Consider the following 20902-nt stretch of genomic DNA (forward strand, 5'->3'; position numbering starts at 1 on the left):
ATGTTCGACTCAGTTTTGGTCGCGAACCGGGGCGAGATCGCGGTCCGGGTCATCCGCACGCTGCGGGCGCTGGGCATCCGCGCGGTCGCCGTGTACAGCGACGCGGACGCCGACGCGCGGCACGTCCGGGAGGCGCACACGGCGGTGCGCATCGGCCCGGCCGAGGCGGCTCGCAGTTACCTGAACATCCCGGCCATTGTGGACGCTGCCGTGTCTTCCGGCGCGCAGGCGGTGCACCCCGGTTACGGCTTCCTGGCCGAGAACGCCGAGTTCGCGCGGGCGTGCGAGGAAGCCGGGCTGGTGTTCATCGGCCCGCCGGTGGCCGCGATCGACGCCATGGGCGACAAGATCCGCGCCAAGGCGACGGTGTCGAAGGCCGGGGTCCCGGTCGTGCCCGGCGCGTCCGATGTGGACATCCCGGACGGCGACTTCGCTTCGGCGGCTTCGAAAGTCGGCTACCCGCTGCTGCTCAAGCCGTCCGCCGGTGGTGGCGGCAAGGGCATGCGGCTGGTGCACGCGCCCGAGGAGCTGGACGCGGCGATCGAGTCCGCGCGACGCGAGGCCAAGGGCTCCTTCGGCGACGACACGCTGCTGATGGAGCGGTTCGTCACCACCCCGCGGCACATCGAGATCCAGGTGCTGGCCGACACGCACGGCCACGTCATCCACCTCGGCGAGCGCGAGTGCAGCCTGCAGCGGCGGCACCAGAAGATCATCGAAGAAGCGCCGTCGGTGCTGCTGGACGAAGCCACCCGCGAGAAGATGGGCTCGGCGGCGGCCGAAGCCGCGCGCTCGGTCGGGTACGTCGGCGCCGGGACCGTCGAGTTCATCATGTCGGCGAAGAACCCGGACGAGTTCTTCTTCATGGAGATGAACACCCGGCTGCAGGTCGAGCACCCGGTCACCGAGCTGGTCACCGGCCTCGACCTGGTCGAGTGGCAGGTCCGGGTCGCGGCCGGCGAGCACCTCACCGTGGCGCAGGAAGACGTGGTGTTGAACGGCCACGCCGTCGAGGCGCGCGTGTACGCCGAAGACCCGACGCGCGGGTTCATCCCGACCGGTGGCACGGTGCTGGCGGTGCACGAGCCGTCCGGCGACGGCGTCCGCGTCGACTCGTGGATGACGCCGGGTGCGGTGGTCGGCTCGAACTACGACCCGATGCTGGCCAAGGTCATCGCCTGGGGCCCGGACCGCGCGGCCGCGCTGCACCGGCTCGACCTGGCGCTCGCCGACACGGCGTTGCTGGGCATCGGCACCAACACGGCGTTCCTGCGCGGGCTGCTGGCCGACGCCGACGTCCGTGCGGGCAAGCTCGACACCGAACTGGTCGACCGGCGGCTGTCGGAGCTGGTTTCGCCCGACGTGCCCGCGGAGTTCTTCGTCGCGGCCGCGCTGGACCGGTTCCTCGAGCTGCAGCCGTCCGGGCCCGTGGTGGACCCGTGGGACGTGCCGGACGGCTGGCGGATGGGGGGCTCCGGCGGGGTGACGTTCCGGCTGAAGTCCGGCGCCGCCCGCGCGGTGGTCCGCGTGCAAGGCACGCCCGCCGCGGCGACGGTGTTCGTCGACGAGGGTGAGCCGGTCCGGGTGTCGGCCCGGCGCGACGGCGACGTCCTGGAGATCCGGCACGCGTGCGGCTTCCACCGCTACCGCCAGGCCTGCGGTCCGGACAGGACGGTCTGGCTGGCGCGGGACGGGCTCAGCTTCCCCTTCGGAGAGCAGGAGTTCGTGCTCGCGTCGCGCGGCGAGGCCGCCGGGGCGGGCCCAGTCACCAGCCCGATGCCGGGCACGGTGCTCGTGGTGAAGGTCGCGGCCGGTGACGTCGTGAAGGCCGGAACGCCGTTGCTGGTCGTCGAAGCGATGAAGATGGAGCACACGGTCACCGCGCCGATCGACGGCGTGGTCAGCGAACTCCCCGTCCGGGCCGGCCAACAGGTCGCGCTCGACGAAACCCTTGCCGTAGTGAAGCCCCACGAGGAGCAGCAGTGATCGACTTCCGCTTGGACGAGGAGTACGAGTCCCTCCGCAAGACCGTCGAGGACTTCGCGCACGCCGAGGTCGCGCCGGTGATCGGCGAGCTGTACGAGAAGGAAGTGTTCCCGTACGCCATCGTCGCGAAGATGGGGGAGATGGGCCTGTTCGGGCTCCCGTTCCCCGAGGAGTTCGGCGGCATGGGCGGCGACTACTTCGCGCTGTGCCTGGCGCTGGAGGAGCTGGCGCGCGTCGACTCGTCGGTCGCGATCACGCTGGAGGCCGGCGTTTCCCTCGGCGCGATGCCGATCTACCGCTTCGGTTCGCAGGAGCAGAAGGAGAAGTGGCTGCCCGACCTGTGCGCGGGGACGGCGCTGGGCGGCTTCGGCCTGACCGAGCCGGGTGGCGGCTCGGACGCGGGCGCGACCCGCACCCGCGCCTCTTTGGACGGTGACGAGTGGATCGTCAACGGCAGCAAGGCGTTCATCACGAACTCCGGCACGGACATCACCCGGTTCGTCACCGCCACCGCGGTCACCGACGTGATGGAGAACGGCCGCAAGGAGATCTCGGCGATCCTCATCCCGTCCGGCACGCCGGGCTTCGAGGTGGCGCCGAAGTACTCCAAGGTCGGCTGGAACTGCTCGGACACGCACGAGCTGTCCTTTTCGGACGTGCGGTTGCCCGCGGAGAACCTGATCGGCGTCCGCGGCCGCGGGTACGCGCAGTTCCTGTCCATTCTGGACGAGGGCCGGGTCGCGATCGCCGCGCTGTCGGTCGGTCTCGCGCAGGGCTGCGTGGACGAGTGCCTCAAGTACGTCAAGGACCGGGTGGCGTTCGGCAAGCGGATCGGCGAGTACCAGGCGATCCAGTTCAAGATCGCGGACATGGAGGTCCGCACGCACACCGCCCGCCTGGCGTACTACCAGGCGGCGTCGAAGATGCTGCGCGGCGAGCCGTTCAAGAAGGAGGCGTCGATCGCGAAGCTCGTGGCCTCCAACGCGGCCATGGACAACGCCCGCGACGCGACGCAGATCTTCGGCGGCTACGGGTTCATGAACGAGTTCCCGGTCAGCCGTTTCTACCGCGACGCCAAGATCTTGGAGATCGGCGAGGGGACGAGCGAGGTCCAGAAGATGCTGATCTCACGCCACCTCGGCGTCGCCTGATCAGGGCTGCTGCTGCTTCTTGTCCTCCTCGGCCCACGCGGCTTCCGCCTGCATCTGGATGTCGGTGAGCCCGCGGTCGACCTGCACGATGTCCTTGCCCGCCCAGCCGGCGAAGTTCTTGGAGCTCTTGGCGTCGGACAGCGCCTTCAGCATCGGGTAGTACTCCGGGTGGTTCTTCTTGAGCCAGTCGTCGGCGAACTTCATCTTCTGGTAGCTGTCGCCGAACTTGGTCTTCAGCCAGTCCTCGTGCTTCTTGATCATCGGGAAGTCGTGCTCGCTCAGGTGCGACTGCGGTGACGGCGGCTTGGGCGCGGGTGGCGGGTCCGCGGGCTTCGGCAGCGGCCGCGAGAAGTTCGGGACGGTCCCGTCGCCCGCGGGCCGGGTGCTCGGCGTGGCGCCACCGGTCCCGGGCAGGTCGTGGGTGATGGCGGTGCCGGGTGGCGGGGGCAGCGGCCGGGAGAAGTTGGGCACGGTGTTCCCGTTCGGCCGCGGCACCGGCGTCAGCTCGTGGCCGGACGCGCCCGGCTTCGGCTTGACCAGCTTCGACAGCTGCGTGAGCCGGGCCATCGTGCGCCCGGCGTAGGCGACGACCTTGGCGAGCTTGGCCGCCATCGCCGCGACCTGCACCGAGACCTGGACGACGATCTTGCTCACGCCGACGGCGATCGAGGCGCCGAAGGTGAACGCGGCCATCGCCAGGGCGATCAGCATCGTGGAGATGATGTCGCCGAGGATCGTCGTGATGATGTCGCGCAGCAGCGCGCGGACCGCGGCGATCAGCGCCCCGGTGGTCTCGACCATGTAGCCGGCGACGTCGGACGCCTTCGCGTTGGCGTCGATCCAGCCCTTGCGGTCGTTGATCGACTTTTCGAAGCTGTCGTGGCCCTTGCCCTGCCACTGGGTGATCGTCGACTTGAGCGTCTTGTCGAGTTCCTCGCCGGTGTTGCGCAGCGACTCGCCGATCTTGTGCAGTTCGTTGGCGAGCTTGGTGACCTCGGACGGGTTGCCCGCGACCTGGTCGAGCGGCCACTTCAGGAACGAGACGTGCTCGATCAGCCAGCCCAGGCCCGCGGCGATCAGCTTGGCCAGCGGGTCCATGGCGAACGCGACGGTGTCGAGCGCGGCGCTGACGAGGTTGATGCCCAGCTCGACGCTGACGGCGGCGAGGTCGCCGCCGTGCTCGGTCTGGACCTTGCCGATCGAGTCGCCGACCTGCTTCCAGCTGTCGAAGACGCCGGCGCCGGTCGTCGAGTTCGAGGCCGTGATGGGGACGGTCACTTGCCCAGCTCCGTTTCGAAGGTGCTCAAGCCCTGTGCCGTGTTCGCGTCGTGGGTCGCGTACGTCTCGGCTGCCTTCTGCACGTCGGCGGCGGACTTGCCGATGTCCCCGGCGAGCTTGCCGATCTCGCCGGTGATCACCGCCATCGTGATCCGCGAGGGCACGGCGAGGACCTGCGCGAGCAGGATGCCGAACGCGGCGTTGTCGAACCCGTTGGCGGCCTGCATCCGGTTCGCGGCGTCCTGCACCGCCGGTTGCGTGGTGCCCGAAAGGTACTGGCCGAACTTCTGCAGCTCGGCCGGGTCGACCGAGAAACCTGCTCCGGAAACCACGGTTTCCCCTCCTACCAAGGGTTGCTCTCGTCATCTTCGTCCGGCTCGGGCCGGGGACGGCGACGCGGCGGACCTTGCTGTGGTGGCGGCGGGCGGTGCGGGGGCGAAGGCGGTCGATCGGTGGCCTCCTGCTCCGGCATGAACACCTCGCTCTTGCCGGGTGGCGGCCCGTCGTCCGGTTCGGGCGACGGCAGGAACTCGTCCAGCAGCCCGCGGGCGGCCGAGTTCTCGCCCACCATGCCGCTGAACGCGTCGGCGACCTGGGCCGAGACCTTCTGCTGCGCGCGGCCGATCAGCTGCATCACCAGACCCGAAAGGGCTTGCGGGGGGCGCTCGTACGCGCGGGGGCCGAACCGGAGGTCCTGCAGGACCCCGCTCGGGCCGACCGTCACCGAGACCGCTCCGTCCGGCGATTGCACGCTGGCTGTGGCGGTTCGGAGTTTTTCCTGGGCTGCGGCGGCTTTTGCCTGGATCTCCGCGAGTTCCGCGCCGAACGCGGCCAAGGCATCGCCGTCGGGCACTGACTGGGTCAATTTGTCCTTCTCGCAAAGGAGGTCGTGAACACCGGAAGTCAATCAGCGGCCGTTGAACTGCGGATGACGCGGACGGAGCCACCGGCTGAACGCCGCCAGGTCGGCGCGCACTGGACAGCGATAACTATACCGGTATAGTTATCGCCATGGTCGAGATCAAAACCGAGTCCGAGCTGGCGATGATGCGCGAAGCCGGCCGAGTCGTGGCGAACACCCTGCACGCGGTCAAGGAGGCGGCCGCGATCGGCGTCTCGCTGCGTGAGCTGGACGAAGTCGCTGCCCACGTCATCAGCGAGGCCGGCGCGAAACCGTCGTTCCTGCACTACCAGCCGCGGTCCGCGCCGACGCCCTACCCGAACGTCCTCTGCGCCAGCGTCAACGACGTCGTCGTGCACGGGATCCCCACCGCCTACCGCATCCAGGACGGCGACCTGGTCAGCATCGACTGCGGCGCGATCCTCGACGGCTGGAACGGTGACGCCGCGATCAGCTTCGTCGTCGGCAACGCCGATCCCGCCGATCTCGCGCTCATCGAGGCCACCGAGCGCGCGCTGGCCGCGGGCATCGCCGCCGCTCAACCGGGCGCGAAGCTGGGAGACATCTCGTACGCGATCGGCGCCGCCGGCCGGGCGGCGGGCCACGGCATGCTCGACGACCACGGCGGGCACGGCATCGGCCGCGCGATGCACGAGGACCCGCACCTGCCGAACGAAGGCCGCGCGGGCCGCGGCATGCGGCTCAAGCCGGGTCTCGCGCTGGCCATCGAGCCGATGCTCACCCGTGGGGGTGACGCCTACCGGTACGCCGAGGACGGCTGGTCGATCCTCACCGCCGACGGCAGCCGGGCCGCGCACGTCGAGCACACCATCGCGATCACCGAAGACGGCCCGCGCGTGCTCACCGTGCGGTAGACAGGAGGTCATGGACAACATCGTCATCCGATCGGGTGACTCTGGGGATGTGGACACGCTGCTGCGCTTCTTCGACGAAGCCGTCGAATGGCTGGTCGCCCGGGGAAGCGAGAAGCAGTGGGGGGCCGAGCCGTGGAGCCGGGTCCCGAAGCGCGTCGAGCGGGTCAAGGGCATGGCGGCGGACCCGGGCCTGCGCATCGCGGTGGTCGACGGCGAGCCCGCCGGGGCGCTGATCGTCTCCGAGGAACACGACCCGCACGTGCCCGCGGCCGACGAGCGCGAGCTGTACATCCGGCTGCTCATCACGTCACGGCGGTTCACCGGGCGGCGCGTCGGCGGGCGCCTCGTCGAGTACGCGCTCGACGAGGCCCGGCGGCGCGGCATCGACCTCGTGCGCGTCGACTGCTGGGCCGGCGGCGACGGCGAACTGCAGCGGTACTACGAGAGCCAGGGGTTCGAGCCGACCGTTCGGTTCACCGTCGAGGAGTGGGTCGGCCAGGTGCTGGAGCAGCGCGTGGGGTAGCGCTCTCCCGGTTCGGGGGCGACACTGTTGACGCGGTGCCAACAGACGAAGGAGTCGCCATGGATCTCGCGGGCAAGGTCGTCGTCATCACCGGGGGCGGGCAGGGGATCGGCGCGGCGACCGCGTCGGCGCTGGCCCGGCTGCGCGCGAAGGTGGTGATCGGCGACCTCGACCAGGTCCGGGCCGAGAAGACCGCAGGCGAGCTCGGGGCCGACGCGCTGCCGCTGGACGTCACCGACCTCCGCGGGTTCACCGAATTCCTCGACGAGGTCGAACGCCGGCACGGCCGCATCGACGTGCTGATCAACAACGCCGGCATCATGCCCCTCGGCGACCTCGAGACGGAGAGCGACGCGACGACCCGGCGTCAGCTGGAGATCAACCTGCACGCCGTCATCCACGGCACGCGCGAGGCGGTGAAGCGGATGCGGCCGCGACGCAGCGGGCACATCGTCAACGTCGCTTCGTTCGCGGGCAAGGCCGGTTTCCCCGGCGCGGCGACCTACTGCGCCACCAAGCACGCCGTCGTCGGGCTGTCCGAGGCGGTGCACCTGGAGCTGCACGGCAGCGGCGTCCACGTCTCGTGCGTGATGCCGGGCATCGTGCGGACGGAGCTCGCGAGCGGTCTCGCCGAGGCGAAGATGTTCAAGTCGGTGCGGCCGGAAGATGTGGCCGACGCCATCGTATCCGCGCTGCGCAAGCCTCGTTTCGACGTTTTCGTGCCCCGCTCGCTGGGCGCTATGGGCAAGCTCACGCGGCTGCTGCCGCGGCGGGCGGGCGAGGCGTTCGCGCGGGCGTTGAAAGCGGACCGGCTTTTGGCTTCGGCAGCCCATTCCCCGGCCCGCGCGGCGTACGAAGCACGAGCCGCGGAGAGCGGGCCCGGGGTAACTCGGACGGAGCAGTGACTGTCCGAATTGGACGTGTTCGCGGGTGAGGGGCTGTTGAGTCCGTCCGGCCGGCCCGGCAAGATTGCCTCGGACCGGTTTTGGGAGGACTCGATGGTTTCACCACCTGCGCGGCTGGCCGCCGCGGCGTCGAACGTGGTCGGCAAGGTGCTGCACGGCGGCCTCGCCGACCTGCGCCCGATGCCGCGGGTGCTGATCGACCAGGGTCCCAACCGCTCGCTGTACCGGATGACGCACCGCGGCGGGACGGTGTCCGGGCCGCCGATCCTGCTGGTGCCGCCGCTGGCCGCGCCGGCGATCTGCTTCGACCTGCGCCGCGGCTGCAGCCTCATCGAGCACCTGGTCGAGGGCCGCCGCAACACCTACCTCGTCGACTACGGCATGGTGGCGTTCTCCGACCGCCGCCTGGGTATCGAGCACTGGATCGACGAGGTGCTGCCGCGCGCGATCCGGCGCGTGAGTGCGGACGCCGGCGGCCAGGCCGTGCACCTGGTGTCCTGGTCGCTGGGCGGGATCTTCTCGCTGCTGGTGAACGCCGACCAGCCGGACCTCCCTATCGCGTCGATCACCGCGATCGGCTCGCCGGTGGACTTCACGGCCATTCCGATCGTGGCACCGTTCCGCCCGCTGGTCGACCTCACGAACGGTCACCTGCTGACGCCGATCTACCGGGCGTTCGGCGGCGCACCGTCCTATTTGGTCAGCCGGGTGTTCCGCGCGACGGGCGTCAGCAAGGAAATCACCAAGCCGCTGGCCATTTTGAAGAACCTGGACGACCGCGACTACCTGGCCCAGATCGAGGCCGTCGACCACTTCATGAGCAACATGTACGCCTACCCGGGCCGCACGTTCGGCCAGCTGTACCACCGCCTGTTCCGCACGAACGACCTGGCGGAGGGCAAGGTGGACCTGAACGGCCGGATCATTTCGCTGTCCGCGGTCCGCGTGCCGACGCTGGTGGTGGCGGGCGAGAACGACACGATCGCCCCGCGGCCCTCGGTCGAGCGCGTGGTGGAGCTGCTGGACAAGGCCCCGGAGGTCCGCTTCAAGACAGCGCCGGGCGGCCACCTGGGCGTGCTGACGGGCCGGAAAGCCCGCGGCACGACGTGGCGCTACCTGGACGAGTTCCTGGACGACCAGCTCAGCAGTCTGCCGCAGCCGTCGTGAGTGGTAAGGAGGGTTAGAACCCGCTTCACCACTCACGACAAGCCGCGGCAGAGAACTTACTTGAGCTCGGCGCTCGACTTCCCGAGAATCCGGCGGGCCACGATGAGCTGCTGGATCTGCTGCGTGCCCTCGAAGATGTCGAGGATCTTCGCGTCCCGCGCCCACTTCTCGAGCAGCGACTCCTCGTCATAAGCCCCGGTCAGTTCCACGCACTTCAGCGCGATCTCCACCACCGAGCGCCCCGCCTTGGCCTTCGCCATGGACGCCTGCAGCGAGTTCGGCTTGCGGTTGTCCGCCATCCAGGCCGATTCCAGCGTCAGCAGGTACGCCGACTCGTAGTCCGCCTCGAGGCGCAGGAACTCCGCCGCCGCCGCGTGCTGCGAGTTGGCCGGGCGGTCGTAGTCGATCTCGATGCCCGCCTCGGTGAGGATCCGCTTCGTCTCCTCCAGCGCCGCGCGGGCGACGCCGATCGCCATGGCCGCCACCAGGGGGCGGGTGTTGTCGAACGTCTGCATGACGCCCGCGAAACCCTTTTTGGTGTCGATCTCCGGCGAGCCCAGGAGGTTTTCCTTCGGGACGCGGCAGTTTTCGAAGCGCAGCACCGCCGTGTCCGAAGCGCGGATGCCGAGCTTGTGCTCGGTGCGGACGACCTCGAAGCCGGGAGTGCCCTTCTCGACCACGAACGACTTGATCGCCGCGCGGCCCTTGGACTTGTCCAGCGTCGCCCACACGACCACCGCGTCGGCGCGCTCGCCCGAGGTCACGAAGATCTTCTCGCCGTTCAACACGTAGTGGTCGCCGTCGAGACGGGCCGTCGTGCTGACCGCCGCCGAGTCCGAGCCGAACGACGGCTCGGTGATGGCCATCGCGGCCCACATGCCGGAGAAGCGCTCGAGCTGCTCGTCGGTCGCCACCGAGCTGATCGCCGCGTTGCCGAGGCCCTGGCGCGGCATCGACAGCAGCAGGCCGACGTCACCCCAGCACATCTCGATCGTGCCGAGGACGACGTTCAGGTTGGCGCCGTTGCGGTTGCCCTTCTCTTCCTTCTCGGAAGCGGAGCGGCGGACACCGGCCGCGCCCGCGCCACCTTCGCCGGAGGAGTTGAGGCCGTCCAGCAGCGCCGCGAACATGTCCAGCTCGCTCGGGTACGTGTGTTCCGCGCGGTCGTACTTGCGCGAGATCGGCCGGAACACCTCGGCCGCGGCCTGGTACGCCTGGTTGATCAGCGCGCCGGCCTTCTTGGGGACTTCCAGGTTGATCATTGTCCAAAGCCTTTCCGAAGCCTAGAGAAGGACGGCGCCTTCCATGACGCCGATGGCCCGCAGGTCCCGGTACCAGCGCTCGACCGGGTGCTCCTTGACGAAGCCGTGCCCGCCGAGCAGCTGCACGCCCGCGTTGCCGATCTGCATGCCCTTGTCCACGGCCAGCTTCCGCGCCAGCGCGACCTCGCGGGCGTAGGACTTGCCCTGCTCGGCCCGCGCCGCGGCGCGCAGCGTCACCAGCCGCAGGCCCTCCAGCTCGATCGCGATGTCGGCGACGGAGAACGCCACGGCCTGCCGGTGGCTGATCGGCTCGCCGAACGCGACCCGCTCGTTGACGTAGGGAACGACGTAGTCGAGCACGGCCTTCGCGGTGCCGGCGGCCAGTGCCGCCCAGCCCAGCCGCGACAGCCGGACGACCTCGGCGAAGACGTCCGCCTTGCCGCCGCCGAGCAGCGCACCCGCGGGCAGCGCGACCTTCTCGAGGTGCAGCTTGCCGGTCGCGGCGCCGCGCAGGCCCATCGCCGGCTCGGCCTCGATGGACACCCCGGCGTTCGACGACTCGACGAGGAACAGCGCCGGGCCGCGGCCTTCGAGGTCGGCCGACACGATGAACAGCTCCGCCTGCGTCGCCCGCGGGACCAGCGACTTCACGCCGTCGAGCTGGTAGCCCTTCGGTGTGCGGCGCGCCTTCGCGGCGGGCTTGAAGGGGTCGTAGAGCGCTTTCTGCTCCTGCAGCGCCAGCGCCGCGGCCGGGACGTGCTCGCCGGTGAACGCGGGCAGGTAGTCGGCCTGCTGCTGCTCGTCACCCCAGCTGACCAGCGCGGTGCTCACGGCGGAGGGCGCGAGCACGGCGACGGCCAGGCCGAGGTCGCCGTGGGCCAGCGCTTCCGCGACGAGCGCGTTGGTCACCACCGAGCGTTCCGTGCCGACCCCGCCGAGCTCCTCGGGGATGCCGACCAGGCTGATGCCCAGCTCGGCGGCCCGGCTCAGCAGGCCCTCGGGCGCCTCGAGCTTGGCGTCGGCGTCCGCGGCGGCCGGCCGCAGCTGCTCGGCGGCGAACTCGGTCACCGTTTCGACGATGAGCTGCTGGTCCTCGGTCGGCGTGAGGTCGAACAGCCCGGTGTCCGCGGCCGGCGCGAGCCGGGCGGGCTTGCCCAGCTTCTGCACGGACTTGAACGACCGGGTCGCCGCGCCGGCGACGCGGAAGCCGTTCCGGGTCCCCGCGGTGACCAGGCCTTCGAGCGGCTTCCGCAGCCCGGCCCGGTCGACGACCTTGCTCCCGGCCAGCCGGGTCAGCGCGGACAGGCCCCAGCCCATCGCGTCCCGTTTCCTTGGCGCAGCCATGTGGCCCTCCATCCCGTTACCTACTCGCGAGTAGGTTAACCCGGAAGGCGGGTTAGCGCCAGTGTGGGGGTGGCTTACGGGTGCGCGGTGTGCACTTTTCTGCGCCACTCGCCGAACCGGATGCGCTCGAAAGTGATGAGTCCGAGCACCAGGGCGGCCACGACCAGCAGCAACGCCGCGGCGGGCACGTGCTCCAGCGGCGGTGTCGCCGCGACGAGCAGGAGGCCGAGGACGAGCCGCTGGACGTTCCAGCTGCCGAGGTTGCGCTTGCGGAGGGCGCTCAGCGCGACCAGGTAGAGCGCGAGGCCGCCGGTCAGCGTCCAGATCGGCACGCCGTGCAGTGCCTCGCCGGGGGTGTGGTGCTCGGTGTCGGCGATGTAGAGGAAGGCCTTCTTCAGTCCGAGGGCGACCAGCACGATCCCGGCGATGAGCGGCAGGTGGAGGAAGGTGTAGGAGTCGGTGGCGAGCTTCGTGCGCTCGGTCCCGGTGGCCTGGGTGAGCCGGTGCTCGGACACGCGCGCGACGACGTCGAAGTAGGTCCACCACATCCCGGCGGCCAGCGCCAGCCCGCACACGGCGGCCCCGGCGACCAGCCACGACATCGGCAGCGCCCCGATCCCGATCCCGATCGCGACGATCGATTCGCCGAGCGCGATGATCACGATCAGCCCGAACCGCTCGGCGAAGTGCGCGGGAGCGTTGAGCCGCCACCCGTCCGGCCCGGCGAGGTAGACGTTGAGGTAGTCGACGACCAGCGCGACGACCCACAGCCCGAGCTGCCACGGCCCGCTCAGGAAGGCGGCAACGCCGAGCAACACCACGCTCGGCGTCACGCCGAGGAACATCTTGAGCAGCACCTTCCGCAGTCCAGCGTCGTGCTTTGCCGCGCCCAGGTAAGCAACGAGGTGCAGCAGCCGCACGAGCGCGTAGCAGACAACGAATAGAGCGGGCGCGTACAGCCCGCCGGGATGATCGACAAAGGCTTCCGGGATGGTCAGCGACACCAGGAACATGACGGCCATCGCCCCGAACATGGCCAACCGCGCGATCCCGTGGTCGACGTGGATGGTGTTCCCGAGCCAGGCATAGGAGCACCAGCACCACCACAGGACGGCGAGCATGGCGAGGCCCTGCCCGACCCCGACGGGGCTCAGGTGGTCGGCCATCAGCTGCGTGGTCTGGGTGATGGCGTAGACGAAGACCAGGTCGAAGAAGAGCTCGATGGTCGAGACGCGGTGGTCCTCGTCCGCGTTCACCAGGTGCAGTCGTGTCGTGGGCACGCCGAAGTATGGACGAAAACATGTCAGCAGGTTCCGGTTTTGTCGTAACGCCCTGCGCGAACATGGCCCGGCGTGCATAGGTCTGGGACAATGAGCGACGGACGTGGGGAGGTGGGCCGTGTACCCGGCTGCGCACCACAAAACGATCATGGCCGTCGACATCGCCGGCTACAACGACCCGAAGCGCACAGTGGCGCACCGGCTCGTAGTCCACGACGGCTTCTGGAAGCTCATGCGCGCGGCGTTCGCCGACACCGGAATTCCCTGGGACACGCTCTTCCGGGAGAACACCGGCGACGGCGTGATGATCCACCTGCCTTCCGAAGTGGCGAAGGCGGACCTGGTGGCCGAGCTGCCGGACCGGATGCTGGCGGAGTTGCGCCGCTACAACGAGGTGCACGCGGAAGCGGCGAACGTCCGCCTGCGGGTCGCACTCCACGCGGGCGAGGTCTACCAGGGCAGTGACGGAACGATCAGCGACGCGAACAGTTTCGCGTTCCGGCTGCTGGACGCCGCCGAGGTCAAGAAGGCGTTGAAAGACTCGAATGCCTTGGTGGCACTGGTCGTGTCGAACACGTTCTATAAGGACGTGGTGCGCGCGGATCCCGCAGCGGATGCCGCCTCGTACCGACGGATCCCCATCGAGAACAAGGAAACGAAGACCGAAGCCTGGCTACGCCTTCTGGGTGCGGTCACGAACGGGCTCCCGGTGCCTGCCCCCGCTTCGACTGCGACACCGGATTTTCCGGCCCTCGTGGCAGCACTGCTCGCGGTACCTTGCGTGCGCAAGACGGAAAGCCGGCAGCTGCTCCTGGAGGTGTTCCCCCGGCGGGAAATCGCCGAACTGGTGCCGTACCACGCCGAGGACCGCCTGCACGTGATCGCGTTGGCGCGCACGTGCCAGCGATTCGCTGGCGGTCTCGCGGACCTGCTGACCGCGATCAGGACCATCGAGCCGCAATCACCGCAGGTCACGACGCTGGCCGAGATCATCGGCAACTGGTCGCAACGGCCTGCCCGGTAAACCGGATGGTGCCGGTTTTCGCGTGTACGCGCCCTGTCAGGTTTTTGCCCTTTTGTGGTTACGCCAAACAGGTAAACTCACGATCTTCGGTGCGCTACTCGGCGTGGAGGTAGGGGTGAAGCAGGGGCATCCCGGCCCGGGTATCGCGGTCCGCAAGGCAGTGGTGGACGTGCTCGTGCTGGCCGGCTTCGCCGATGACAAATCCATTCGCACCCTGATGGTCAGCGAACTGCGTGAGGCGCTGGATCACCCGTTCACCTTTTCGGACCAGCTGGCGGGCCGCGACCAATTGATCGAGATCGTCTCCGCGTGCTGCCGACTCTCCGAAGGTCCGGACGTACTGGCGGACGTGATCGAATTCCTCCGTCCCGACAGTGAGGAGTCCGCCGAAGTACGCGCCCTCGTGTCGTCGGTTCGAATACACGACGTCGTGCCGGAAGCCGAACAGGAAAAGCTTCGGGAACGGTTGGCGGGCTTCTCGCCGCCGGGGCTCGGCAGGGCTGTGCGCCGCGCCGCGCGTTACGTCTCTCCGCCACCGCGCTACGACGACGCCGCCGCGGCTTTTTCCGGACTTGCCGACTTCAACGCGGGGCCGGGCGAGCTGCCACCGCTGCTGATCTTCGTCGAATCGATTGCCGCCGAATGCGACGACGACTTCGCCGCGGAATTGCGCACTTGGTCCGACGGACAGGCCCGGCGGCTCCGGCTCGGCGACGCCTTGCGGCAGTTGCGCACGGAGCTGGCGGCGGTCCGGCCCAGGCCGGGTGAACTCCACCTCCTGATCGCAGTGCGCCCGGACCCCATCGAGAACGACCTGTACGAGCTTTCGTGCTGGCGGCAAGACGATCCGGACGACTGGCCGCCGGCCAGGGGGGAGATCGCGCTGGTCCGGGAAAGCGAGCTGGAGGACCACGTCGACGCGCTGATCGCCGATGCCGAGCAAGCGTGGTCTGAGGCCGCTGCGGACGTGGTGATCGAGTTCGTCCTGCCACGTGCGTTGTTGAACCTGCCGGTGCACTCGTGGGCGACAGAGCGAGCTTCCGGTGCGCCGAAACCCCTGTACCTGAGCTACCAGACCGTCGTGCGGTCACTGGAACGGATGACTTCTCCGCGCTGGCACCGCGTCTGGCGGCAACGCTGGGAGTCGTGGGTTGGTAATCCTTCGTTCGAACGGGTGTATTTCTGCCGATCCGGTGACGACGGAGATCGACTCCAGCTCGAAGCGATATTGAGTGACGAGCAATGGGCGATGGCGGTGCTGACCGAATCGCCGCCGGTCAGTGCGATTTCCGGGCAGGACGAGCTTTTGCCCGCCTTGCGGACGGGGGTGCCTGTCATCGTCTGGCACCCCACGGCCTCTTCGGAAGTCGTTCGAGAAGTGGTAGCCTGGCTAGCCGAAAGCGGTAGCGGACTGGGGGATTTGCCCGCACTGGTAAGGGAGTCTCGGCTGGACGTGCTTCGGAATCCGCCGTCGTCGGGTGATGGCGGCACACTCACGGACCTGGTGGTGCTATGGGACGACCCGAGTCGATTGCTTCCCATTGGCGAAACCGGAGTTGCAGGGCACCCCGAAGGAGGTGCCGGCCGGCGTGACAGAGCTTCCTGACAGCCGGATCGGTGGAACTCCGCATCCGGACAGCCCACCCGATTGGTGGATTTATCGCGGAACTGGACGGCCGCTGTATGACGTCCGGTTGGCCGACCGGTTGCCGGATCCGCCGCCGTGGCGCACGTTTCGGGGAGCGGTGCTCCCCGAACGCGACGTTTTCCCGCCGGACGACGGCGAGATCGAGCGCAAGCTGGGCACCGAGCTCAGCTACTCCGCCCGCGATGTCGACCCGCACGAGGTGGAGATGGTCAACGCAGCGTTGTACCTGCGACGACCATTGCTGGTGACGGGCCGCCCGGGCAGCGGCAAGTCGTCCCTGGCCTACCGGATCTCGCGGGAGCTCGGCCTGGGACGCGTTCTCCGCTGGGCCATCACCTCGCAGACCACGCTCAAATCAGGGCTGTACGACTACGACGCGATCGGGCGTGTTCAAGCCGCAGCGGCGTGGAAAGAGCTGGCCGGCACGGGAGCACAGGGAGAGGTGCCGATCGGCGAGTTCGTCCGGTTGAGTGAGCTGGGCACGGCTTTTCTGCCGCGACGGCTACCGCGCGTGCTCCTGGTCGATGAATTGGACAAGTCGGAGTCGGACCTGCCGCACGACCTGCTCGGCCTGTTCGAGGACGGCGAATTCGTGATTCCCGAGCTGGCCAGGGATGCACGCCGTTCGACGTCGGCGGAGGTGTTCACAGCGGATCCCGGCTACACCGCCGAGATACGGCACGGCCGCGTCCGGTGTTCGGCGTTCCCGGTCGTGGTCATCACGAGCAATGGCGAGCGCGAGTTCCCGCCTGCCTTCCTCCGCCGGTGCTTGCGCCTGGAAACCCGTGAGCCGGACGCCGCTCAACTTGCGGCCATGGTCGCGGCCCACGCGCTGGATCCCGAGCACCACCGGGCCGGGCTGATCGAGGCTTTCGTCGCCCGGAGCGCGTCCGTCGGCGGCTTGCCGGCGGACAAGTTGCTCGACGCGATCTTCCTGGCCACTTCGGGTGCTTATCGGCCGGATGACGAAGCCTGGCCGAATCTCGTCGATTCGCTTTGGCGGCAGCTCAACCAGCAGGTGCCGTGAGATGCCACAGCGGCCGGACCCCACTGCGGGCGACCACGACCTGACGTGGACCGAACTCGGCGACGGCCTGTGGCTGATGGCGGCCATCGACGCGATCCCCGCCTCGGAGACCGGTGTGGCGGACGTTCCGGAGCGACCGGAGAGCCCCCTGCCGAAGTACCGGGAAAACGGCGGGGAACAGGTTGCCTGCGAAAGTCCGCCCGACCGTGCCGTGGAAGGAAACGAACCCGATCGGGAACGGCCGTCGGCCGACCGTCCGGCGTTCCTCGAGCACCCTGCCGACAACGGTGGTCCGCTCGCGCCGCGGGCGGGAGGGCCGCATCCGGATGCGGACCTCATCGCCGCGACGACGGCGCCGGTCCTGCCCGGCGCGGCCGAGATCGTTCGTGCCCTGCGTCCGTTCAAGCGGAAGGCCTTCTCGAAGAAGGCGGACGATGTCGAACTCGATGAGGACCGCACAGCCGAGGAAGCGGCGCAGACAGGCGTGTGGATGCCGGTCATCCGCCGGCGACGCGGCCGCTGGCTCGACTTGACGCTGGTCGTCGATTCGTCCCCGTCGATGGCGTTGTGGACGCCCACGGTGAATGCGTTCATCCGGTTGGTGGAGCGACTTGGTGCGTTCCGGTCCGTCCGGGTGCGCCTGCTGGAGACGGGCAAGACCGGGGCTGCCGAAGGGGGTGAGGTCCTCGGTCCGACCCTGCGAGGGGGAACGGCCGACGCTCCGGCGCGTGGTGCCGGTGAGGTGATCGGCTCGCCGGACCGGAGCCTGTTGCTGGTCCTGACCGACGGGGTCAGTGACGCGTGGCACCGGGACTCGATTTCGCCGATGCTCGTCCGGTGGGGACGGGCGATGCCGGTGGCGATCGTGCACATGCTGCCGCAACGGCTTTGGGCGCGTGGCGGGATGGGAATCCACCAAGCGGTGCTCACCCCGCCCGGACCACTGCGGCCCAACGGGGCGTACGGCGTGCAGTCGGCCGACGTTCTCCTGGATCCCGTCGAGGCTGCTGAGCTCACCGCCGGTGCGGTCGCGGTACCGGTGCTCGAGCTGCAGGATCGGTGGCTGGGCTGGTGGGCGTCGATGGTCACCGGTGTGGGTGGCGTCGCCCGGAAAGCCGCCGTGGTGCTTGCTCGTGACCAGCCACGTCCGGCCGGCCCGGACGCAGAGGGGGCGGAACGCTCCGCACGGGAAAAGGTGACGCATTTTCACAGTTCCGCTTCGCCGTCGGCATTCCGGCTCGCCACCCTGCTGGCCGCGGTGCCCGTGGACGTCGCCGTCGCCCGCGCGCTCCAGGCGGAGCTCGTACCCGGCTCCGGTCCCGACCATCTCGCCGAAGTGTTCACCAGCGGGCTGCTGGAGCGGGTCCGAGACGAAACGCCGTGGGACCGGGCGAACTGGGAGTTCTCCCACCACGTCCGTCAGCTGCTCTTGCGCGGAGCGCGACGTTCGGACACCGCTCATGCTGTGATCAGCGCGTCGCGGAGGCTCGGCGACCGGAACCCGGTTCTGGCGCGGCTGAAGGCGGCGTTGGCGGCGCCGGACGCGACGCCCGATCCGGCCCTCCCCGGGGCGACTCCAGCGGACATCGCCCTCGAACGTGACTTGATGCGTGCGCTATCCGGGCCCTATTTGTCCCGCGCAGACCGATTGGAGGCTAGAATAGCGGCGGCGGATCGATTGGAGGTCGGGACAGCGAGGGATCGCCACCGCGGCAAATCAGGCGAACCTTCGTCAGTGAGCACTCGCCACAGCGGCGAGTCATCCACTATGATGCCCGCGCCACCGACTACCCTCTCGGCGGTGAGAGATATAATGTCGCAGGGACTCGACCAGGCGAGTTCCTCAAGCGAGCCTGCAACCGCCGTGGTCCAGCCTGACACCGGAAATGTCGATATACCTCCACCGGTGAGCGAAGTGTCGCCGGTCGTGCAGACGAAGGTCGTCCGGGAGATCGTCGATGTGGCCAGCCGAAGCGAGCGCCGTTCCGGCGAAGAAGCACCACCTGTTTGGGGTGCTGTTCCGCCCAAGAACCCGAATTTCACCGGAAGGCGTGAACTGCTCGATCAATTGGGTGATCGACTAGGCGCCGGAACCACCGCCGTCCTGCCTGCGGCGTTGCACGGAATGGGGGGTATCGGCAAGACGCAGATGGCGGTGGAATATATCTACCGGCACCTGGCGGACTACGACATCGTCTGGTGGATTCAGGCCACACAGATGACGCAGATCCGCAAGTCGCTCACCGAGCTCGCGCAGCATCTGCGGTTGCCCGGCGCCGACGAAGCCATCACCGCTGTCCCGGCGGTCCGGGAGGCGCTTCGGCTGGGACGCCCTTACCGGCGCTGGCTGCTGGTCTTCGATTCAGCCGAGGACCCGGCGATGGTGCGGCAGTTCTTCCCGGTGGACGGACCGGGCCAGATCTTGGTGACCTCGCGCAACCCCGGTTGGGCCGCCATCGCGCGGCCGCTGGAAGTCGCCGTCTTCGAGCGTGAGGAGAGCAAGAACCTGCTCGGCCTCCGCCGCGAGGATCTCGCCGACGCCGATGCCGACCTCATCGCCGAGAAGCTCGGCGACCTGCCGCTGGCCATCGAGCAGGCGGCTGCCTGGCTGGCGGAGACCGGGATGCCGGCGCAGGACTACCTCGACCTGTTCGACGTGAAGGTGACCGAAATCCTCGACACGGCCGCGCCGAACGACTACGAGGTATCCGTCGCCGCAGCGTGGAACGTCTCGTTCGACGAACTGAGTTCCCGCAGTCCAGCGGCGCACCAGCTGCTCCAGGTCTGTGCCTTCTTCGCGCCGGAGCCGATTTCGCGCAGCCTGTTCACCGGGGTACGCGAGGTGTCCATTGCTCCGGAGCTGGATGCTGCCCTGCGCGACCCGATGCGGCTGGCGCGTGCGATTCGTGACGTCAACCGGTACAGCCTGGCGAAGATCGACCACCGCAGCAACACCTTGTTGCTGCATCGCCTGGTACAGCTTGTCCTGCGCGAAAGGATGAGTGAGCAGCACCGGCTGGAAATGCGTCACGGTGCGCACCTGTTGCTGGCAAAACTGGACCCGAACGACCCGGCGTCACCTCAGACCTGGACGCGGTACCAGGAGATCGTGCCGCACATCCACGACGCCGAGCTGACCGACTGCATCGATCCCTGGGCGCGCCAGCTGGTCATCAACCTTTTCATGTTCCTCTACTACTGGGGTGACCACGAGGGCGCGCTTTCCCTTGCGGAACGGGCGGTCAAGGCATGGGCGACCGACCGGGAGCAACGGCTGATCCGGGGCGAGGACCTGGTCGAGGACCCACCGCTGCTGGAGCTCGAAGCCACCAAGCGGCTCGCCTTTCTCTACTGGGTGGTGGGGCGGTACGACGAAGCGGACAAGGTCGCCAAGCAAACACTGGATCGCTACACCGAAGAACTCGGTCCATCGCGTGAAGAGACGCTGAATGCGCAGCTCACGTACGCCCTCATCCTCAAGGCCCGAGGAGTCTTCTCGGAGGCTCGGCGGCGCAACGGGGAAATTTATGTCAAGGCTCGCGGCCTCTTCACCGAAGATGACCCGGTCACCCTCAACGCCGCGCACGACTTCGTCGTGGCCCTGCTGCTGACCGGGGAGTACGCAGAAGCTCGCAGGCTGGCGGAAAAAACCTATCGCCGTCGCGTCGAGATCTTCGGCTTCGACAACGTCGACACGATCTCCACGCAGGTTTTGCTCGTCCTCGCGCGCCGCGAGCTCGGGCATTACCCCTGGGCGAAGATCGAGATGGAACGAATCGCGGAGCGGGCTGAGCAACTGTACGGTGGCGACGCCGTCGGCACGCTTCGTCGCCGCTACTTCCAGTCGGTGTCATGTCGCAAGGACGGCGACCACGACACGGCACTCGACTTGTCAAGGGACGCACTGCGCAGGTTCCGCATGCGCTACGGCAACAGCCACCCGAACGCGATGGCCTGCGCGCTCGGGCATTCCATCGACCTTCGGCACGCGCAGAGGTTCGCCGAAGCCCGCGAGCTCGGCGAAGAGGTGTACGACCTCTATCGTGAGAATTTCGGGGAAAACCACCCGCACACGCTGTCGGCGCAACTCGACCTCGGCGTGACGCTGCGGCTCGGCGGTGACCCCGCGAGCGCTCGTGTGGTGGATGAGAAGGCGCTGGCCGGCTTGAGCGCGAAAGTCGGAGAAAACCACCCGCACACGATCGTTTGCGGGATCAATCTGGCCAGTGACCTCTTCGCACTCGATCGAGTGGAAGAGGCAGCAGCGTTCGATGCCGACCTCATCGACCGGGCTCGCGATGTCCTGGGTGAAGACCATCCGACCACGTTGGCAGTACAGCTCAACCGGTCATTGGACCTGCGGGCCATGGGGGAAATGACGGAAGCGGATGCGCTGTACGAGGACGTGATGACGCGGTACCGGCTGGTGCTGGGGGAAACCCACCCGGGCACGGTGGCGGCGTCGCGCGGCGTCCGGGCCGACTGCGACATCGACCCGATGCCGCTGTAGGAACGACCCCGGGGTGGGTGG

Annotated in this window: 16 protein-coding genes; 10 read left to right on the top strand and 6 right to left on the bottom strand. The window is 68.6% G+C overall.

Annotated features, from left to right (window positions below):
- On the top strand, nt 1-1986 hold the full coding sequence (locus IE317_RS21695) for an acetyl/propionyl/methylcrotonyl-CoA carboxylase subunit alpha (RefSeq protein WP_191312849.1): 1986 nt from the start codon (nt 1-3) through the stop codon (nt 1984-1986).
- Entirely contained in the window at nt 1983-3137 is a 1155-nt protein-coding gene (locus IE317_RS21700) for an acyl-CoA dehydrogenase family protein (protein WP_191312851.1), read from the top strand. Before IE317_RS21695 ends, IE317_RS21700 begins: the two co-directional genes overlap by 4 nt.
- Here the strand turns inward: IE317_RS21700 and IE317_RS21705 are convergent, their stop codons facing one another.
- From IE317_RS21705 to IE317_RS21715, 3 genes are read right to left on the bottom strand one after another with little or no spacing between them, the layout of a single operon-like run.
- Complete coding sequence (locus IE317_RS21705) at nt 3138-4415, bottom strand: hypothetical protein (RefSeq protein ID WP_191312853.1); 1278 nt, start codon at nt 4413-4415, stop codon at nt 3138-3140.
- Nucleotides 4412-4747, bottom strand: a complete 336-nt coding sequence (locus tag IE317_RS21710) for a hypothetical protein (protein ID WP_191312855.1) — start codon at nt 4745-4747, stop codon at nt 4412-4414. Before IE317_RS21710 ends, IE317_RS21705 begins: the two co-directional genes overlap by 4 nt.
- A gap of 11 nt (nt 4748-4758) precedes the next feature.
- Nucleotides 4759-5280 (bottom strand): YbaB/EbfC family nucleoid-associated protein, encoded by a 522-nt coding sequence (locus tag IE317_RS21715; RefSeq protein WP_229902835.1) that lies wholly within the window; start codon nt 5278-5280, stop codon nt 4759-4761.
- Nucleotides 5281-5426: 146 nt separating this feature from the next.
- Between IE317_RS21715 and map the strand changes: the two genes are divergently transcribed.
- The 4 genes from map to IE317_RS21735 all read left to right on the top strand — a co-directional run bounded on the left by map (nt 5427) and on the right by IE317_RS21735 (nt 8786).
- Entirely contained in the window at nt 5427-6191 is a 765-nt protein-coding gene (gene map / locus IE317_RS21720) for a type I methionyl aminopeptidase (protein ID WP_191312859.1), read from the top strand.
- 10 nt (nt 6192-6201) lie between these two features.
- Complete coding sequence (locus IE317_RS21725; RefSeq protein WP_191312861.1) at nt 6202-6714, top strand: GNAT family N-acetyltransferase; 513 nt, start codon at nt 6202-6204, stop codon at nt 6712-6714.
- 59 nt (nt 6715-6773) lie between these two features.
- Complete coding sequence (locus tag IE317_RS21730; protein WP_191312863.1) at nt 6774-7619, top strand: SDR family oxidoreductase; 846 nt, start codon at nt 6774-6776, stop codon at nt 7617-7619.
- A gap of 93 nt (nt 7620-7712) precedes the next feature.
- Entirely contained in the window at nt 7713-8786 is a 1074-nt protein-coding gene (locus IE317_RS21735) for an alpha/beta hydrolase (protein ID WP_191312865.1), read from the top strand.
- A 56-nt stretch (nt 8787-8842) separates the two neighbouring features.
- On the opposite strand, the gene IE317_RS21740 is transcribed toward IE317_RS21735, so the two are convergent.
- The 3 genes from IE317_RS21740 to IE317_RS21750 form a co-directional block, all read right to left on the bottom strand.
- Nucleotides 8843-10048 carry an acyl-CoA dehydrogenase family protein gene (locus tag IE317_RS21740; RefSeq protein ID WP_191312867.1) on the bottom strand — a complete coding sequence of 402 codons (1206 nt, stop codon included), beginning with the start codon at nt 10046-10048 and terminating at the stop codon, nt 8843-8845.
- A 21-nt stretch (nt 10049-10069) separates the two neighbouring features.
- The gene (locus IE317_RS21745; protein WP_191313013.1) at nt 10070-11365 is read right to left on the bottom strand and encodes an acyl-CoA dehydrogenase family protein; all 1296 of its coding nucleotides are present in this window, start codon (nt 11363-11365) and stop codon (nt 10070-10072) included.
- 101 nt (nt 11366-11466) lie between these two features.
- A complete protein-coding gene (locus IE317_RS21750; protein ID WP_191312869.1) occupies nt 11467-12672 on the bottom strand; it encodes a low temperature requirement protein A in 1206 nt (401 codons plus the stop codon).
- A 148-nt stretch (nt 12673-12820) separates the two neighbouring features.
- On the opposite strand from IE317_RS21750, the gene IE317_RS21755 reads away from it, so the two are divergent.
- From IE317_RS21755 to fxsT, 4 genes are read left to right on the top strand one after another with little or no spacing between them, the layout of a single operon-like run.
- Nucleotides 12821-13696 (top strand): effector-associated domain 2-containing protein, encoded by an 876-nt coding sequence (locus IE317_RS21755; RefSeq protein ID WP_191312871.1) that lies wholly within the window; start codon nt 12821-12823, stop codon nt 13694-13696.
- A 22-nt stretch (nt 13697-13718) separates the two neighbouring features.
- The gene (locus IE317_RS21760) at nt 13719-15302 is read left to right on the top strand and encodes a VMAP-C domain-containing protein (RefSeq protein WP_229902836.1); all 1584 of its coding nucleotides are present in this window, start codon (nt 13719-13721) and stop codon (nt 15300-15302) included.
- On the top strand, nt 15286-16371 hold the full coding sequence (locus IE317_RS21765; RefSeq protein ID WP_191313039.1) for an AAA family ATPase: 1086 nt from the start codon (nt 15286-15288) through the stop codon (nt 16369-16371). Before IE317_RS21760 ends, IE317_RS21765 begins: the two co-directional genes overlap by 17 nt.
- 1 nt (nt 16372) lies before the next feature.
- A complete protein-coding gene (gene fxsT / locus IE317_RS21770) occupies nt 16373-20881 on the top strand; it encodes an FxSxx-COOH system tetratricopeptide repeat protein (RefSeq protein WP_229902837.1) in 4509 nt (1502 codons plus the stop codon).
- Nucleotides 20882-20902 lie beyond the last annotated feature (21 nt).

The organism is Amycolatopsis bullii (assembly GCF_014654205.1).
Taxonomy (GTDB): Bacteria; Actinomycetota; Actinomycetes; order Mycobacteriales; family Pseudonocardiaceae; genus Amycolatopsis; species Amycolatopsis plumensis.

Excerpts from the sequence above, each read along its gene's own strand:
- IE317_RS21695 (WP_191312849.1), top strand. The coding sequence starts at position 1 with ATGTTCGACTCAGTTTTGGTCGCGAACCGGGGCGAGATCGCGGTCCGG.
- map (WP_191312859.1), top strand. The coding sequence starts at position 5,427 with ATGGTCGAGATCAAAACCGAGTCCGAGCTGGCGATGATGCGCGAAGCC.
- IE317_RS21725 (WP_191312861.1), top strand. The coding sequence starts at position 6,202 with ATGGACAACATCGTCATCCGATCGGGTGACTCTGGGGATGTGGACACG.
- IE317_RS21730 (WP_191312863.1), top strand. The coding sequence starts at position 6,774 with ATGGATCTCGCGGGCAAGGTCGTCGTCATCACCGGGGGCGGGCAGGGG.
- IE317_RS21735 (WP_191312865.1), top strand. The coding sequence starts at position 7,713 with ATGGTTTCACCACCTGCGCGGCTGGCCGCCGCGGCGTCGAACGTGGTC.
- IE317_RS21740 (WP_191312867.1), bottom strand. The coding sequence starts at position 10,048 with ATGATCAACCTGGAAGTCCCCAAGAAGGCCGGCGCGCTGATCAACCAG.
- IE317_RS21745 (WP_191313013.1), bottom strand. The coding sequence starts at position 11,365 with ATGGGCTGGGGCCTGTCCGCGCTGACCCGGCTGGCCGGGAGCAAGGTC.
- IE317_RS21755 (WP_191312871.1), top strand. The coding sequence starts at position 12,821 with ATGGCCGTCGACATCGCCGGCTACAACGACCCGAAGCGCACAGTGGCG.
- fxsT (WP_229902837.1), top strand. The coding sequence starts at position 16,373 with ATGCCACAGCGGCCGGACCCCACTGCGGGCGACCACGACCTGACGTGG.